Here is a 16,609-nt window from a genome sequence, read left to right on the forward strand (position 1 = left end):
CGCCCGTGTCGGGAAATCGATACGGGCGGCGGTCCAGATCGGACGGCCGGGCTATTCGGCGCTGAACAAGACGTCGACCCAGTAGTTGTGGTTCGAGCCCGCGGTCGGTGCCTCGCCGCCCGCGCCGTACCGGTAGACCGCGCCTCCCGCCGGAACATGCAGGGGCGAATTGTCCAGTCCCGCGGCGAGACCGTTCCCGTCGACGGCGTAGTAGCCGACCGTGGTGTGGTACGACGCGGTGTACGTCGTGTTCGCCTCGATCGTCACCGGCTGGTCGAACAGCACGGTCTGCCAGCCGGAGGCCGATTCGTTGCCGAAGGTGGCGGTCGCCCGCGGGGCGCCGGTCGGCGACCACAGCGTCGCCGTGTGCGGCCCGGTGTTCTGCGCGCCCTTGTAGAAGCGGATGCCGGTGACCGTCCCGGCCACGTCCGAGCGGAACTTGACACCGACCTCGAGGGCGCCGGCGTCGTTCCAGCTCGGGTTGGCCGGCACGGCGTTGGCCGCGAACAGCGACGTGGCCGTCCCGGCGGTGACCGACGGGGTGGGCGTCGGCGAGGTGGTCGGCGGCGTGGTCGTGGGCGGGGTGGTCGTCGGCGTGGTCGTCGTCGGCGTCGGCGAGGTGACCGTCGGCGTCGGTGTCGGCGTCCGGGTCGGGATCGGCGTGCCCTCGGCCACGAACAGCGGATCCACCCAGTAGTTGGTGTGGCCGTACGTGTTCTCCGGGAACGTGCTCGACGAGTTGTACCCGTAGACGCCGTTGTCACCCGCGGGCGCGGTCAGCGGCCCGCTGGTCAGGTCGGTCTCGAAGTAGCCGGAGTCGCCGGAGTAGTGCCCGTTCGGCGCGAAATAGGAGGCCACGTACGTGGAGCCGGCGGTCACCGTCACCGGCGAGGCGAAGTACGCGGTCTGCCAGCCGGTGGCCGACTCGTCGGCGAACGTGGCGCTCGCCATCGGGCTGCCGTCGGCCTTCCAGAGGTTGCCGACGTGCGTGCCGGTGTTGCCGGCACCCTTGTAGAACCGCACGCCGATCACCGAGCCGCTGACCGAGGGGCGGAACTTGACGCCGAGCTCGACCGCCGACGAGTCGTCGATCGACGGGGTCCCCGGCGTGGCGTTGCCGGCGAAGAGCTTGGCGATGGCCGCGTCCGGGTCGGTGGTGAACGACCACGTGTACGGCACGGCCAGCGGGTTGCCGTCGACGTCCGACGCGTTCACCGTCGCCGTGTACGTGCCCGGGGTGGGCAGCGGCGCGGCCGGGGTGAACGTCGCCGTGCGGGTGGCGGCGTTGTAGGCCACCGACCCCGGGATCGTCGCCCCGTCGGCGTCCTTGAGGGCGAACTGCAGGGAGGACGTCACGACGGTCTCGCTGAACGACACCGTGGGCTTGACCGTGTCGGGCGCGTCGATGCTCGCGTTCAAGGGGCTGACCGCCACCACCGACGGCGGCGTGGCCGACGACGGCACGAACGTCACGTCGACGTAGTAGTTCGAATCGCGGTAGCTGTTGGCCGGCATGCCCGTGCCGTAGGTGAACAGGCCGTTGCGGTGGCCGGGTCTGGAGGGATCCGCGGCCAGGGCGACGTTCTTCGTGCCGTAGCTCTGCTTCCAGACGTCGGCCGAGTAGTGCCCGTTCGGGGCTCGGTACGACGCGACGTAGCTGGTGCCCGCCTGCACCGCGACGGGCTCGGCGAACTGCACCTGCTGCCAGCCGGTGGCGCTCTCGTTCTCGAAGGTGGCGTGGGCTCGGCGGATGCCGTCCGCGGTCCACAGGCTTCCGGTGTGGGTGCCCGTGTTGCCGGCGCCCTTGTAGAACCGAACGCCGGTGATCATGCCGTCGGTCTGCGGGGTGAACCGCACGCCGAGCTCGGTCGACTGGGTGTCGTCGATCGCGGTCAGCGCCGGCACGGCTCGGCCGTAGATGGTGCTCGGGCCGTTGAGCACGATCCGGCGTGAGGCCGGCTGCCCGATGTTCGCGCTGTCGTCGACGGCCCGCGCGACCACGGTCTGGCTGCCGATGCCGCTGGAGTAGAAGGTGTAGCTCCACGAGGTGGTGCCGGTGGCCGGGTGCCAGGTGGCACCGCCGTCGGTCGAGACCTCGACGCCGGCGACCTGCCCACCGCCGGTGTCGGCGGCCGTGCCGGTCAGGGTGACCTGCGCCCCGTTGACGACCGTGCTGCCACCGGCCGGCGCCGTGATGACCGTCGTCGGAGCGGTCGTGTCGGTCGAGGGCGACGCCGGAGTCAGCCCGGACATCAGCGTCGCGGGCAGCACGCTCATGTCGGCGAAGAGGTTGACCGTGGCCTGCTGCATGCGCTTGTCGGGACCGTCGTCACCGTGCGGGTCGTGATAGTCGTCGAGGCCCCACGCGTACTGGATGCTGCCGGCCGAGAAGACCAGGGCGCCGCTGGGGGCGCGGTAGAGCGTGAGGTGGTGAGTGGTCGTGCCCTCCGTGACCTCGTTGCCCCAGTCGCGCAGGTATTCCGGCGTCGGTCCGGTGGTCTCGGAGAGCCGGATCAGGCCCGCCGGACGGAAGCCGTTGTCCAGGTCCTCGTCCGACTCGTAGCCGACCGTGTCCTCGGTGAAGGACGTCGAGGTGCTCGTGGACAGGCCGGCGCCACGCCACAGGCGGTATCCGGCCATCTTCGCGGGCACGGTGAGCGCCAGCTGGTTGTGGTTCGACACGTATGCCGTGCCGGTGAGCGCGTTCTCCGGTTGCGCCGCACCGACCGCCTCGGGCCCTTCGAAGCGTGGATCGCGCCAGGTGCCGGTCCACTCGTTGCTCGGGTCGATGTCGTCGTTGGACCACGTCTCCTTGTACGAGACCAGGGTCCGGTACGGGGTGTTGCTGCCGTCCTGACTGTTTTCCCAGCGCGTGCGCCAGTAGACCTCGTTGCCGCTGAAGAAGGCCAGGTTCACGCCCGCGTCGCGGGCCGCCTCGACGTTCGCCCGTTCCTTGCCCGACCAGTACTCGTCGTGGCCGACGGAGAGGAAGACGCGGTGGTTCCTGAGCAGCTCACCGCGCCGGTCGGTGTCGACGTCGGTGGTGTAGCTCAGGTCGTAGCCGTTGCGCTCCAGGAAGCGGAGCATCGGGTACTCGTTCGCGAAGAGGAAGTCGCGGGCGGTCACCCCCGCGCGGGTCGCGTAGGGCCGGTTGTAGCTGAGCTTGTACGCGCGGCCGTTGGCCTGGCCGGCGTAGAAGTCGGAACCGCCGTAGAGGTTGTACGCCTGCCAGGTCGCGTCCGAGGTCTTGAAGACCATCGCCGAGTGGCTTCCGTCGTCGCGGACGACGAACGGGATGTGGCTGTCGCCCTTGGTGTCCTCGCGCACCAGCCGCGCGATGTAGACCCCGGACACCGCGGTGGCGGGCACCGCCCACGAGGCGGACACCGCCCAGGTCCCGCAGTCGAAGATCTCGGTTGAGGAGTCGGTCCGGCAGTCCTCGTCGTCCTGGCGCTGCGGCAGCGGTACGGAGGGGTCGACGGTGTCGATCAGCCGGGCGCCGTCACCGCCGTACCAGCCGAGGCGATAGATCTGAACCTCGTAGTCCGTGGCGTCGGTGCTCACCTTGAAGTGCACCGTTTCCCCGACGTTCACGCTCGCCTCGGTGGCGAAACCCTGGATGGTCTCGTCGCCCGCGCCGCTGATGTCCCACTCGGAGGCCGGGGTGCCCTCCTTCGAGTTCTCACAGGCGATCGGGTTGGCTGCCGGGGCGCACGGATCGGCGGCGGCCCGGGCGAGTGACGGCACGAACAGGCCGACAGCGGTCAGGACGCCGACAACGAGCGAGGCACCGAGAGTCCGGAACCGCCTGTCGAGATGCCCATGCGTGGACAACACCGGGCCATTCACCACCTTTTCTGCATGGCACCGTCGCCGCGCGGCGGCATTCGGCTGGATCGTATCGAGGGGTCCACGCTGGAGGGACCGTCCCGGTGTATGCGCCGAGGCGCCGACCGGACAGACCCGTCAGCTCTTCGGCTATTTCTTGACGGTGGAACCGCCGACCAGTGCGGCCTCGTCGACGAGGCCGCTCGCCACGGCCGTTCGCACGGCTCGGGCGGGATGCGTGAATCGCCAGACCGTCCCGCACAAACCGACCATGACCGCAAGAAGGCAGGTGTATGTCGTGAAGGCGAACGAGTCGAACGTCGCCGAGCCCAGGACCGCCACCAGCTGGGTCGCGACGAGCGCGGCGCAGATGTCCTTGTCGGCCGGCCGGGTCGCCCGGCGCAACGCCAGCACGGCCAGGGTGATGGCGGTGATGTGCAGCGCGGCGAGCGCGGCCACGCCGACCAGGCCGTTGCTGACGGCGTGCGACAACCACTGGTTGTCCAGGTACTGGTACATCGGATAGATCCAGGTGCCGGTGCCGCGGCCGAACCACGGTCGCTGGTTGAAGTAGTGGGCCACCATCTCGTACCGCTCGGTCCGCGCCGTGATGCTCGAGTCCTCCTCGGCCGAGGCGAACATGTCGAACACGGTGCTGGTCAGCGACGGTTTCGCCGCCACCGCCGCGGCCACCAGCAGCCCCGCGGTCACGATCATGTTGTATCGGTACCGCCAGGTCCACATCGGCGTGAGGCAGAGCAGCACGATGGCCAGCGCCAGGAACCCGGTGCGCGAGACCGTGGCCGGGATGGCTCCGGCGATCAGCAGCGCGGCGAACGCGTAGACCTGGCGCATCCGCGAGGTCTGCGCGTACCGCGCGAGGTGGATCGCGAACGGCAGCACGGTGACCATCACCATGCTGAGCTCGATGTAGTGGGTCGTGGTGCTGGCCACCCGGATCGCGGCGCCGCGGTATTGGAAGTCGGGGACGACGCCCTTGACCTCGAGGCCGGGAAACGAGAGGTAGCGGGTGATGTCGTCGCGGGTGACGAACTGGATGATCGCCACCAGCCCGACGAACGCGGCACAGGTCACCAGCACCGCCAGCAGCCGCCGCAGCCGGGCCCAGTTGCGCACGCCGTCGGCGGTCATCAGGATGACGCCGGTGAAGGCTCCGGCGAAGATCATCGCCCGGTCGGCGCCGTTCGCCTCCATCGCCGTCAGCCCGCGCAGGTAGCCCACGGCGTACGAGACGATGAGGGACAGCCCGTACGCCAGCACGGCCCAGCGGATCGGCTGCGGGCCCACGAGGACCAGGCGCGGGTTGAGCCGCGCCAGCATCCACCAGAACCACAGCACGAGGCCCACGACGAGACCTGGCCGGCCGATGTCCGTCATGCCCGGAACGATCAACCAGGCCGGGATGACCAGCAACAGCGCGACCATCACGCAGAGCACGGTCGCGGCGTCCACCCGGACGAAGCGGCGGGTCGCGTAGGTCTGGGGGTGCAGCAGCGACGGCTCCAGATCCAGTGGATGGAGCGTCTGGGTGCTCATCGTGGCTTGGCCCGGCCGTTCTGCTTGACCCAGGACGAGGGCAGCACGATCGTCGACTCTCCGACGGAGTCACCGCCGGCCTCGCCCGGCCGCTGCAACCGAGCCGTCTCCTCGAGGTTCGGGGCGATGCGGACGGCGGCCGGGGTGACGTCGCCGGAACGGCGCTCGCCCGTGGCCGCCCGCGCCGGGATCCGGAACGACGCCGGAACTCCCGGCCGCTCCTGCGGCTCCTCCGCGGGCGTCTCGTCGCCGGTCGTCTGCTTGCGGCGGCGGCGGCGCAGGATCGCGTCGACGGCCACGGTCGAGGCGACCGCGATCAGCAGTCCGGAGCCGAAGATGGCGACCAGCGCGCGCTTCGTCTTGGACGTGGAGAGCGTGATGTTGTCGCCCATGTCGAGCCGGCGGGTGGAGACCATCTGCTCGCTGGGAGCGTTGAACTCCTTCTGGAGGGCGAGGTTGGAGGCCTCGAACCGCTTGACCAGCTCGTCGGTCGTCTTGCTGGCCTGGTCGCGGCTGACGCCGACCACCTCGAAGGTGAGGATGGGCAGCTGGTTGTCGAGCGTGATGGTGTAGTTCTGGCTGAAGCCGACCGCGTCGAGCTGCTCGGCGACCTTCGCATCCTGAACAGTCAGCAGCGACGCCTTCGCCAGCGAGTTGAGGCCGGTGTCGAGCCACGGGTTGCGGACGATCTTGACCTTGCCCTTGCTCTCCGGTTCCCGGATCGAGGTCGACGGCGGGATGAGCTGGACGTAGCTGGTGGCAACGTAGTCGGGCTCGATGAGCATGGCCGCGGCGACGGTGCCGGCCAGGGTGACCGACAGCAGTGGAACCGACACCCACCAGCGCCGGAACAACAGCTTCGTCAGATCCCAGAAGTCCACTGGTGCCCTCTCCATGAGGCCGCGGTCGGCCGGTCGGTCTCAGTCTCCACAGCGGCGATGCCGGCTGGCAAGCAGGGTGGCCGAACGTACGAGCCGACTCCGTCCAGCCCGGTCGAGGTCAGCCCGGTCATGGCGCGAAGCACGGTCGGCGATGCGACAGTCACTTGGCGATCCGATAGACGTGGTAGGAGTACTCCTCGGCGAACCGGTCGGTGATGACGCCGTTGATGATGGGCACCGAGCGGTTCTCGAAGAGCACCTCGGCGGTGGTCGCCGAGGTGGCGGGCAGCGTCAGTCCCTGAGCCCCGGTGCCGCCGGTGCGGCCGGGCATGGCGAAGACGTACATCTGGTTGTCGTGCTCCTTGAGCATGGTGTCGAGGTCGGGGTTGAAGACCCACTGGTACGACTGAGTGTTGAGCACGGGAGCGAGTTCCCTGATGCGCGTGTTCGTCTCGGTCACCTTCGGCCGCGTCGTGTCCTTGCCGCAGTCGCGCAGCACGTGTTGCGACTCGCAGGAGCCACCGAAGCTGTGGTTGAAGTAGATGACGCCGCGCGCCTCGTGGATCAGCGAGTTCATCACGGCGCCGGCGACCTGGTCGCCGGTGATGGTGGGTGCCGCGTCCTCCTTGGCCGGGTGTCCCACCTCGACGAAGGCGTAGATGGGCTGGCGCCGGCCGTCGGCGGCGTCCAGCTCACGCATCCGGTCCATCGTGAGGCCGTAGTTGGCGGCGCGGCGGCACTGGTCCGGCTTGACGCCGAGCCGCGGTCCCTCCGACGCCGAGCCGCAGATGTTCGGGTCCGTGTACCAGTAGAGGTCCGCCGACGTCACGTCGGTGTACTCGTTGACGAAGGCGGCCGCGTCCGTGTCGGACTGCCAGAAGACGACGCCCTTGCCGAAGTTCGCGTGCCGCATGCGGCCATCGCCCGAGGGAAGCTTCGCGTCCATGGTGCGCAGGATGTCGTGGCCGCAGCCGTCGCTCTTGGGAGCGCAGATCTCGCCCTGGCCGGGGTATTTGCCGGTCCACGTCCCCTTGCCGGTGCCGCCCCACATGTCCACCTCGTCCGGCAGGAGCCACCCGGCGGACTCCGCTCCGTAACCGGGCAGCTCTCCGCTGATCATGGCGTGCATGCCGTTCTCGCGGATGAGCGGCAGGTTCGAGCCCTCGGTCAGCTCCATGTACGTGTTGAGGCCGGCAGCCTTGTCCAGGTCGATCTCGGGCTGCGCGTAGGTCCCCTCGTACCAGACGGCGATCGGGAAGAAGGACGGATCGGACCAGCCGCCCGAAGCGGCCGCGGTGAACCGCTTGTAGTAGCCCGGCCCGCCCTCCCACGGCACCCGAGCCTGCGCGGGGCCGGCCGTCATGCCGTCGGCGAGCACCGGCGCCGAGGGTGAGCTGAACACGACGTCGACCCAATAGTTGCCCGACTTGCTGGGTTTGTTGGGGAAGGAACCGCCGCCGTAGGCGTACACCCCGGAGCCCACCGTGCTGAGCGGGCCGGCGTACGCCGGCTCCTCGAAGAAGTCCGTGCTGGCCTTGTAGCGCTTGGTCTGGTAGGAGACCACGTACTCCTGGCCCGCCTCGACCGGCACCGGCGCCGGCAGCGGCACCGACTGCCAGCCGGGGGAGGCGTTCTCGGGAGAGACCGCGCCGGCGAGCTTCTTGCCGGCCCCCGTCCACAGGGTGACCGGATGGGCGAGGGTGTCGCCGTCGGCGCGCAGGAAGCGGATCGCGTCGACACTGCCGTCCACCCGCGAGGTGAAGCGCAGCCCCACCTCGACCGGCCGGTCGTCGGGATCGGTGCCCACCTGCGACACGTCCCGTGTGCCGAAGAAGGAGAACGAGAACCGCTGCCCCGGGACGCCACCGGCCGTGTTGCGCGCCGCCGGGTCACGCTCGGCCAGTTGCAGGGCGACGAGCGTCGTGGCCGCGGCGGGAACGACGACGGCTGCGACGACGGCGCCGATCAGGCGCCACCGCTTCGTCTTGCGGGTTGACACGGGCGTTGAACCTCTCGGACGGAGCGCTACCGCGCGCGCTCACCGGACTGGAGCAGGTCGTCGTGTGCCGGGTTCTCCGGCGACCGGCGCGGCGACGGGACGCGCCCCCAGCCCGAGCGGACGTCCCACGAGGCCGACCGGCGCTTGCGCTCGGCCAGCAGCACCACCGCGACGTAGACGGCGGCCGACGGCGCCAGCCACGGGCGGCGGAGAACCACGTCGCGCAGCCAGGATGTCGAGTCGGTCTCGGCGGGGGCGGCGATGCCGTCCGGGTTGGCCGCGATGTAGCGCTCGAACTCGGCGTTGCCGTCACGGGCCCGGGCGACGCGGCGTACCAGGTCCCGTCCGGTACGCGGGGCGACCACCCGGACCCGGACGTCGATCTCGGCCTTCTCGGAGGCCGAGACGATCGCGTCGAGGAACATGTCGTCGGCGGTGATGTCGGGGAAGCGGGCGAACCGCGAGCGGGCCGAGGCGGAAACGGCGATGATGCCCCGCCCGAACAGGCGGCCGCGGAAGACGGGGAGGCGGCGGTTGACCGCGTAGAAGGCGCGCACCGGCCAGCTGCTCGCCGAGGTGTCGACGGCCGGCCGCGGCACGGCCGCCTCGGTGCCGGGCTGCGCCACGGCGTCGGCCAGGCGCTGCAGCAGCGCTGCGTCGGCCGGCACGTCGGCGTCCAGGTAGACGCGGACGTCGCCGGTGGCGACCTCGTCGGCGGCGTTGAGGGCCGCGGTCTTGGACGGGGTGGCGATCTCGACGACGCGAACCCCGAACGACCGGGCGACCTCGGCCGTCCGGTCGGTGCACCCGTTGGCCGCGACGATGATTTCGACGTCCTCCGGGGTGTTCTCGGTCAATGCCCGCAAGGTGGTGCCTATACCGGCTTCCTCGTTGAAAGCGGGCATGATGACGCTAATTCGCACACCGTGATGCTTCCGGCCGGCGATGCTCGCAGCAACCGGACGAATGGACGACTTGCTATCGCGTACTCGACAATCGTTGGGGCCGTTCGTCCCTCTGTCCACAGAGTCTTCGCTCGGTAGCTTCCTCACCATGCAGGTGTCTCGCAGTACGCCCGAAGCCGTTGTCCTGCAACAGAAGCCCGTTACGCTCGCGGGTGTCCAGTTTGATCCGTTGAGTGAACAAGAGGTGGTAGGACGCGTTGTGGCGGAGTTGTCCGCCGGGCGAGGCGGACAAATCATCACCCCCAATGTGGACATTTTGCATCGAGTGCGGCGAGATCCCGATCTGAGGGGACATCTGGCGGCATCCGAGATTGTCGTCGCCGATGGCAAACCTCTCATCTGGGCGTCGCGTATAGCCGGAAATGCCCTGCCCGCCCGGGTGCCCGGGTCGGATCTGATCTGGAGCCTGTCCGCGGCGATGGGTGCGGCGGGCCGATCGGTGTATCTGCTCGGCGGCGAGCCCGGCACGGCGGAGCGCGCCGACGCGGTGCTCCGCGAGCGCTTCCCCGATCTCAAGCTCGCCGGCCACCTCAGCCCGTCGTTCGGCTTCGACACCCGTCCCGAGGAGTACGCCGAGGTGTGCGACGAGGTCGTCGGCGCCGCGCCGGACCTCGTCTTCGTGGGCTTCGGCTTCCCCAAGCAGGAGCGGGTCATCGAGAAGCTGCGCCCGCGGCTGCCGCGGACCTGGTTCATGGGCTGCGGCGCGGCCATCGGCTTCGTCGCCGGCGTGCATTCCCGGGCGCCCGTCTGGATGCAGCGCGGCGGGCTGGAGTGGGTGCACCGGCTGTACCTCGAACCGCGGCGGCTGATGCGCCGTTATCTCGTCGACGACGCCCCGTTCGCCGTCCGTCTGCTCGCCGGCAGCGCCCGCGACCGTCTCCGCAAGGGAACCGCTCGATGACCCGTCCCGACGTCTCCGTCGTCGTCGTCTCGTACAACACGAGCGAGCTCACCCGGCGCTGCCTGCGCGGGCTCCTCGACAGCCGCACCGAGGACGTGAGCTTTGACGTCACGGTCGTGGACAACGCCTCCAGCGACGGGTCGGCCGACGCGATCGCCGCGGAGTTCCCCGAGGTCCGGCTCGTGCGCGTGCCGGTCAACGTGGGCTGGGGCCGGGGCGTCAACCGGGGCGTGGTGGCCAGTTCGGGCCGCTACGTGCTGCTGCTCAATCCCGACACGGCCCCGGTGGGGCACCCGGTCGCCGAGCTGTTCCGTTTCGCGCGGGCCCATCCGCGGCACGGCATCTACACCGGCCGCACCCTGCACGCGGACGGCACCGACGACATGTACTGCTGCTGGGGCCTGCCCAGCCTGCGCGGGTACGTCGGCTTCGCCACCGGGCTGGGCTCGAAGATCGGCTGGTTCGCGCCCGAGGATCTCCCGGGGTACGACCGCAGGACCGTCCGCGAGGTCCCGGCCGTCTCGGGCTGCTGCATGCTCGTCGAGCGCGAACTCTTCGACCGTCTCGGCGGCTTCGACCCGATCTACTTCCTCTACAGCGACGACATCGACCTGTGCACTCGCGCCGCGGCGCTGGGCGCCAGCCCGGTCGTGGTGCCCGGTGCCGCCGTCATCCACGTCGGCGGCGCGTCGTCCAGCTCCGAGGGCCAGCGCATCAAGATTCTGCGGGGCAAGGCCACGTACGTTCGCCGGCACTGGTCCCCGGGCCGCGCGCGGCTGGCGCTGACCCTGATGGCCGCCGGCGTGGGCCTGCGCGCCGTCGGTGGCGCCGTGCTCGGGCGCGACCGCTCGCGCGGCGTCGACTGGACGGCCGTGTGGCGCGAGCGTCACACCTGGCGAGCGGGCTGGCCCGAGGTGGACGAACCCCGTCCGCCGCGCAGCGCTCTGCTCGAGGAGACGCCCACGCCGATGTGAGGCGGGCACACACGACTTCAGGCTCGGCCGGGACATCCCGGCCGAGCCTGAGGTTTCCCGGTGTCAGTAGGCGCCGGAGCTGCGCACCACGGCGCTGACCGTGCGGGCCAGGATCGTCAGGTCCATGGCGAGCGACCAGTTCTCGACGTACGTCAGGTCGAGGCGGATCGACTCCTCCCACGACAGGTCCGACCGGCCGGAGACCTGCCACAGGCCGGTCAGGCCCGGCTTGACGACGAGGCGGCGGAGCATGTCGGACGGATATCCGGCGACCTCCTTGGCGAGCGGCGGGCGCGGGCCGACCAGGGACATGTCGCCCTTCAGCACGTTCACCAGCTGGGGCAGCTCGTCGAGGGAGAAGCGGCGCAGCCAGCGGCCGACGGGCGTGACGCGCGGATCCTTGCGCATCTTGAAGAGCTCGCCGTCGGTGTCGTTGAGATTGCGAAGCTCGATGAGGCGTGCTTCGGCGTTCACCACCATGGTGCGGAACTTGTAGAGAGTGAACAGCCGGCCGTCCTTGCCGACGCGCTCCTGCCGGAAGATGGCGGGCCCGCGGCCACCCGGGCCGAAGGCGACCATCGCCGCCACGACCGCGAGCACGGGCGAGGCGAGGAGCAGCAGAACGAAGGCGCCGACGCGGTCGAAAGCGGCCTTCACGAGGCGCGCGCTGCCCTTGAGGCGCGGATGCTCGACGTGGAGCATCGGCAGGCCGTCGACCGGGCGGATGGTCGTGCGGTCGCCGGCGACGTCGACGAGGGTGCTCGCCACGATGAGGTCGACCTCGTCGCGTTCCAGCTGCCAGGCGAGGCGCCGCAGGGCGGGCCCGTCGATCTCGGGGCAGGAGAGCACCACCACGGTGTCCGCGTCGGACCGGGCGACCGCCGCCGCCACTCCGTCGAACGTGCCGTAGACGGGCGGGAGTCCGAGCACGAAGCCACCCCGGCTGGGGCCCGGCGGCAGGCAGGCGCCGATGACGTCGAGGCCGTGATAGCGCTCGCGCCCGAGCCGCCGCGTCATGTCGGCGACCGCCCGTTCATGGCCGACCAGGATGACCCGGTGCAGGCGCTGGCCGCGGGCCCACGAGCGGTGCAAATGCTGCCGGACGGCGTATCGCCCGATCAACGTCACGGCGATCGCCAGCGGGGTCGCGATAATGATGTAACCGCGGGCCAAACGCAGGTCGAAGCTGAACGAAACAATGGCGAGACCAGCGGTGAGAGCCAATCCGGCGCGGAATACCCGAGCGTACTCGTCCGTTCCGACGAACAAGTGACGTGGCTCATACGCGCGGTTGAGTGCGAGGCAGGCCAGCCACGCAATAGGAATGAGACAAGTCAGCAACAAATAATCGCGCACGAACGGCTCGCGGTTGGGCGCGCCGAAGCGCAGGAGCAGGGCGGACGACGAGGCGGCGAGCGCCACGACGAAGTCGACCGCGTAGAGTGAGAGGACGTACCGGCTCTGCCATCCGGCCCGTGCGCTTGGGGCCCGCAGACCTGCCTTGAGCTGGACAGTTCTCTCGCTGAGGTCAACGGTCGACACTGAATCGACTGTCTGCACTCGAAGCCTCCGTCATCGACTTTCGTCTCTAGGATCCCGGCGAGTCGGCGGAACCGGACATGCCGGATTCGTGCCACCCCGAGTAACTCGCCGAACACGCACTGAAAAGACTGCTGAACGGTTGGCCGTTCGCGCTACGCCTTTCCGTATGAGTCCGTCGGCGATTCGGATGATGGCGAGGAAGAAAACGTGTCCAAAGTGGTCACACCGGACTTTCCTCGGTTCTCCGCTTTCATCCGCGCAGACCGTCGGCGAATTGCTTGCCCCATACCAACTGAAGAACCCGCCGTCAATCGTCCGATGCGGATGGCTAAATGTCTTGAACCCGACGCAGCCCCTCGGTGTATTCGCGGCACTCGTCGTATCGCGGCAGGAGCCCCGAGGCGCGCGCCTCGGCCAGCGTCGGCGCCGCCTCGTCCTTGGGGGAGAGCAGCACCGCCCCGGCCGGCCAGTCGATGGCGAGCTCGGGGTCGAGCGGCGTCACGCCGTGCTCGTGGCCCGGCCGGTAGGTCTCCGAGCAGAGGTACGCGACAGTGGCGCCCTCGCTCAGCGCGCAGAAGGCGTGCCCCAGCCCCTCGGCGAGATAGACGGCCCGGCGGTCCGCGTCGTCGAGCGGCACGGCCTCCCAGGCGCCGAACGTGGGCGAGCCGACCCGGATGTCGACGACCACGTCGAGAACCGAGCCCGACACGCACGTCACGTACTTCGCCTGCCCCGGCGGGACGTCGGCGAAGTGGATGCCGCGCACGACGTCGCGGGCGGACGTGGACAGGTTGGCCTGGCGCAGATCGAGCGGATGGCCGACCGCCTCGGCGAGCCGGTCGAAGCGGTACCACTCCAGGAAGGTGCCGCGCTCGTCGCCGTGCTGCACGGGGGTGATCTCCCACGCGCCCTCGATGCTCAGCGGGCGGATCTTCACCGGGGACCTCCCATGTCCAGCAGGCGTTCAAGGTACTGGCCGTAGCCGCTCTTGAGAAGGGGCTGGGCGAGCGCACGGAGCTGCCCGTCGGAGATGAAGCCGAGGCGCCACGCGGCCTCCTCGACGCAGCCGATTTTGAGGCCCTGCCGCTCCTCGATGACGCGGACGTACTCCGAGGCCTGCACCATCGACTGGAACGTGCCCGTGTCGAGCCACACCGTGCCCCGATCGAGCACCGTCACCTCCAGGCGGCCCTGGCGCAGATACTCCTCGTTCACGGCGGTGATCTCCAGCTCGCCGCGCGCGCTCGGCACGAGTTTCTCGGCGACCCGCACCACATCGGCGTCGTAGAAGTACAAACCCGGCACCACGTACGTGGACTTGGGCTTGGCGGGCTTCTCCTCGATGGAGAGGACCGTGCCGGAGTCGTCGAACTCGACCACGCCGTAGCGCTCGGGGTCGGCCACCGGGTAGGCGAAGACGCGGCCGCCCTGCGGGTCGGCGAACCGGGCCAGCTGCCGGCCCAGTCCCACCCCGTGGAAGATGTTGTCGCCCAGGATCAGGGCCACCGGGTCGTCGCCGATGAAATCGGCCCCGATCCGGAACGCCTGGGCGATGCCCTCCGGGCGCGGCTGCACCGCGTACGACAACTCCAGGCCGAACTGCGAGCCGTCGCCGAGCAGGCGCTCGAAGTGCGGCTGATCCTCCGGGGTCGTGATGACCAGGATCTCGCGGATGCCCGCCGACACCAGGGTGGTCAGCGGGTAGTAGACCATCGGCTTGTCGAAGATGGGCATGAGTTGCTTGGACATGGCCATGGTGATGGGCCAGAGACGTGAGCCGGTTCCCCCGGCGAGCAGAATTCCTCGCACTCGCGCAGGTTACGCAGAGTGCGGTGCACGTCTACACTCGCCAGCCGTGCAGATTTTCGTGACCGGGGGTGCCGGTTTCATCGGATCGGAGTACGTCCGCGCCATCCTTCAGGATGAATACGCCGACGTCACCGTGCTGGACCTGCTGTCCTATTCGGGCAATCGGGCCAATCTGCCGGTGTCACATGAGCGACTCCGCTTCGTTCAGGGCGATATCGGCGACGCTGACTTGCTTCGTCAGCTTCTTCCCGGACACGACGCGATCGTCCATTTCGCGGCCGAGTCCCATGTGGACAGGTCGATCCAGAGCGCCACGCCGTTCGTCACCACGAACGTGCTGGGCACCCAGGTGCTGCTCGACGAGGCCCGGCGCGCCGGGATCGGGCGGTTCCTGCACGTTTCGACCGACGAGGTGTACGGGTCGATCGACGAGGGCTCGTGGACCGAGACGTGGCCGCTCGCGCCGAACTCCCCGTACGCCGCCTCGAAGGCCGGCTCGGACCTGATGGCGCTGGCCGCGCATCGCACACACGGGCTGGACGTGGTGGTGACGCGCTGCTCCAACAACTACGGGCCCTACCAGTTCCCGGAAAAGGTCATCCCGCTGTTCGTCACGAATTTGCTCGACGGCAAGCCGGTGCCCCTTTACGGCGACGGCGGCAACGTCCGAGACTGGCTGCACGTCTCCGACCACGTGCGCGGCATCCGGCTCGTGCTCGAGAAGGGGCGTGCCGGCGAGGTCTACAACATCGGCGGCGGCACGGAGCTCACCAACCGTTCGCTGACCGAGCGGCTGCTGGAGGCGTGCGGCGCCGGATGGGACATGGTGCGCCCGGTCGAGGACCGCAAGGGGCACGACCGGCGCTATTCGCTCGACATCACCAAAATCTCCCAGGAGCTGGGGTACGCGCCGGAGGTGACGCTCGAGGCCGGGCTCGCCTCGACGGTCGAGTGGTACCGGTCGAACCGCCAGTGGTGGGAGCCGCTCAAGTCGCGGGCCGGCCTCTGATGCGCTGGCTCATCACGGGCGCGGGCGGCATGCTCGGCCGCGACCTGGTCACGGTGTTGTCCGGCGCCGACGTCGTGGCGCTCACGCGGGCTGAGCTTGACATCACCGACCGGGCGGCGGTCGAGGCGGCGGTCGAGGGCGTCGACGTGGTCGTGAACGCCGCCGCCTGGACCGACGTCGACGGCGCCGAGACGGCCGAGGAGGCGGCGACCGCCATCAACGGCCACGGGGTGGCGAACCTCGCGGCGGCCGCCGGCAAGCGCCTCATCCACATCTCCACCGACTACGTCTTCGAGGGCACGGCCACCACCCCGTACCCCGAGGACGCCCCAACAGCGCCCGTCAACGCCTACGGCCGCAGCAAAGCGGTGGGCGAGCGCGCGGTCCTGGCCGCCGGCGGCTACGTGGTCCGCACGGCTTGGCTCTACGGGCAACACGGCACCAACTTCGTCCGCACGATGCTGCGCCTGGCCGCCACCCGCGACACCGTCGACGTGGTCGACGACCAGACCGGCCCACCCACATGGTCGTACGCGCTGGCGCGCCAACTGGCTGCCCTGGCCCGATCATCGGCCGCACCCGGCATCTACCACGGCACGGCGGCCGGCTCCACCACCTGGTTCGGTCTCGCCCGGGCGGTCTTCGCGGAGGCCGGCCTCGACCCGTCCCGCGTGCGCCCCACCACCAGCGACCGCTTCGTCCGCCCGGCCCGCCGCCCCGCATACAGCGTCCTCGGCCACAACCGCTGGTCGGAAACCGGGATCGCCCCTTTGCCGGATTGGCGCCCGATGCTGAAGGAGGCCATGCCGTCCCTGCTCCGCTGAACCGCCCCGCTTCGGCGGCTCGCCGTGCTTCGCCGGGCTCTTCCGCTTCGCCGGGCTCTTCCGCTTCGCCGGGCTCTTCCGCTTCGCCGGGCTTTCCGCCTCGGCAGCAAGCCCCGCTTCGCCGAGCGGCCCCGCGGTGAGCCTTCGCCCACTGGTCCCCGAGGATGCGAAGACCATCGCCGCGTGGTCGCTCGACCCGCGCTTCGTCGCCGGAGCCGACTGGACACCCGGCTTGTCGCCGGCCCAGCACGTCGCCTTCCAACTCCGCCTGATCACCGACCCGCCGGCGGACTTGATCCGCTTGAGCCATCCACGAGGAC

The 16,609-nt window shown here is 69.8% G+C and carries 12 protein-coding genes; 4 read left to right on the forward strand and 8 right to left on the reverse strand.

What is annotated here, in order from left to right; translation table 11 throughout:
* Window positions 1-51: 51 nt before the first annotated feature.
* From Ade02nite_RS29715 to Ade02nite_RS29735, 5 genes are all read right to left on the reverse strand, one after another.
* A complete protein-coding gene (locus Ade02nite_RS29715; RefSeq protein WP_203771125.1) occupies window positions 52-3,837 on the reverse strand; it encodes a DUF4082 domain-containing protein in 3,786 nt (1,261 codons plus the stop codon).
* A 141-nt stretch (window positions 3,838-3,978) separates the two neighbouring features.
* Window positions 3,979-5,385 carry an O-antigen ligase family protein gene (locus Ade02nite_RS29720; protein WP_203771127.1) on the reverse strand — a complete coding sequence of 469 codons (1,407 nt, stop codon included), beginning with the start codon at window positions 5,383-5,385 and terminating at the stop codon, window positions 3,979-3,981.
* Complete coding sequence (locus Ade02nite_RS29725) at window positions 5,382-6,281, reverse strand: GumC domain-containing protein (RefSeq protein WP_203771130.1); 900 nt, start codon at window positions 6,279-6,281, stop codon at window positions 5,382-5,384. The genes Ade02nite_RS29720 and Ade02nite_RS29725 overlap by 4 nt, the downstream gene beginning before the upstream one ends.
* 145 nt (window positions 6,282-6,426) lie before the next feature.
* Window positions 6,427-8,265 (reverse strand): DUF4082 domain-containing protein, encoded by a 1,839-nt coding sequence (locus tag Ade02nite_RS29730; protein WP_203771132.1) that lies wholly within the window; start codon window positions 8,263-8,265, stop codon window positions 6,427-6,429.
* Between the two features lie 26 nt (window positions 8,266-8,291).
* Entirely contained in the window at window positions 8,292-9,320 is a 1,029-nt protein-coding gene (locus Ade02nite_RS29735) for a glycosyltransferase family 2 protein (RefSeq protein ID WP_438872776.1), read from the reverse strand.
* On the opposite strand from Ade02nite_RS29735, the gene Ade02nite_RS29740 reads away from it, so the two are divergent.
* Together Ade02nite_RS29740 and Ade02nite_RS29745 are read left to right on the forward strand one after the other, a co-directional pair.
* On the forward strand, window positions 9,319-10,131 hold the full coding sequence (locus Ade02nite_RS29740; protein ID WP_203771136.1) for a WecB/TagA/CpsF family glycosyltransferase: 813 nt from the start codon (window positions 9,319-9,321) through the stop codon (window positions 10,129-10,131). The two genes, Ade02nite_RS29735 and Ade02nite_RS29740, sit on opposite strands and share 2 nt — an antisense overlap.
* Entirely contained in the window at window positions 10,128-11,105 is a 978-nt protein-coding gene (locus tag Ade02nite_RS29745; protein ID WP_203771138.1) for a glycosyltransferase family 2 protein, read from the forward strand. Before Ade02nite_RS29740 ends, Ade02nite_RS29745 begins: the two co-directional genes overlap by 4 nt.
* A 63-nt stretch (window positions 11,106-11,168) precedes the next feature.
* Here the strand turns inward: Ade02nite_RS29745 and Ade02nite_RS29750 are convergent, their stop codons facing one another.
* The 3 genes from Ade02nite_RS29750 to rfbA form a co-directional block, all read right to left on the reverse strand.
* Entirely contained in the window at window positions 11,169-12,647 is a 1,479-nt protein-coding gene (locus tag Ade02nite_RS29750; RefSeq protein WP_239169163.1) for a sugar transferase, read from the reverse strand.
* A 328-nt stretch (window positions 12,648-12,975) separates the two neighbouring features.
* Window positions 12,976-13,584, reverse strand: coding sequence for a dTDP-4-dehydrorhamnose 3,5-epimerase family protein (locus Ade02nite_RS29755; protein ID WP_203771143.1), 609 nt, complete (start codon window positions 13,582-13,584; stop codon window positions 12,976-12,978).
* Window positions 13,581-14,456 (reverse strand): glucose-1-phosphate thymidylyltransferase RfbA, encoded by an 876-nt coding sequence (gene rfbA, locus Ade02nite_RS29760; RefSeq protein WP_203771145.1) that lies wholly within the window; start codon window positions 14,454-14,456, stop codon window positions 13,581-13,583. Before rfbA ends, Ade02nite_RS29755 begins: the two co-directional genes overlap by 4 nt.
* A 46-nt stretch (window positions 14,457-14,502) precedes the next feature.
* On the opposite strand from rfbA, the gene rfbB reads away from it, so the two are divergent.
* Window positions 14,503-15,465 carry a dTDP-glucose 4,6-dehydratase gene (rfbB, locus tag Ade02nite_RS29765; protein ID WP_203771147.1) on the forward strand — a complete coding sequence of 321 codons (963 nt, stop codon included), beginning with the start codon at window positions 14,503-14,505 and terminating at the stop codon, window positions 15,463-15,465.
* Window positions 15,465-16,289 (forward strand): dTDP-4-dehydrorhamnose reductase, encoded by an 825-nt coding sequence (gene rfbD, locus Ade02nite_RS29770; RefSeq protein ID WP_203771149.1) that lies wholly within the window; start codon window positions 15,465-15,467, stop codon window positions 16,287-16,289. The genes rfbB and rfbD overlap by 1 nt, the downstream gene beginning before the upstream one ends.
* The last annotated feature ends 320 nt before the right edge of the window (window positions 16,290-16,609 follow it).

Source organism: Paractinoplanes deccanensis (genome assembly GCF_016862115.1).
In the GTDB taxonomy this organism is placed as follows: domain Bacteria; phylum Actinomycetota; class Actinomycetes; order Mycobacteriales; family Micromonosporaceae; genus Actinoplanes; species Actinoplanes deccanensis.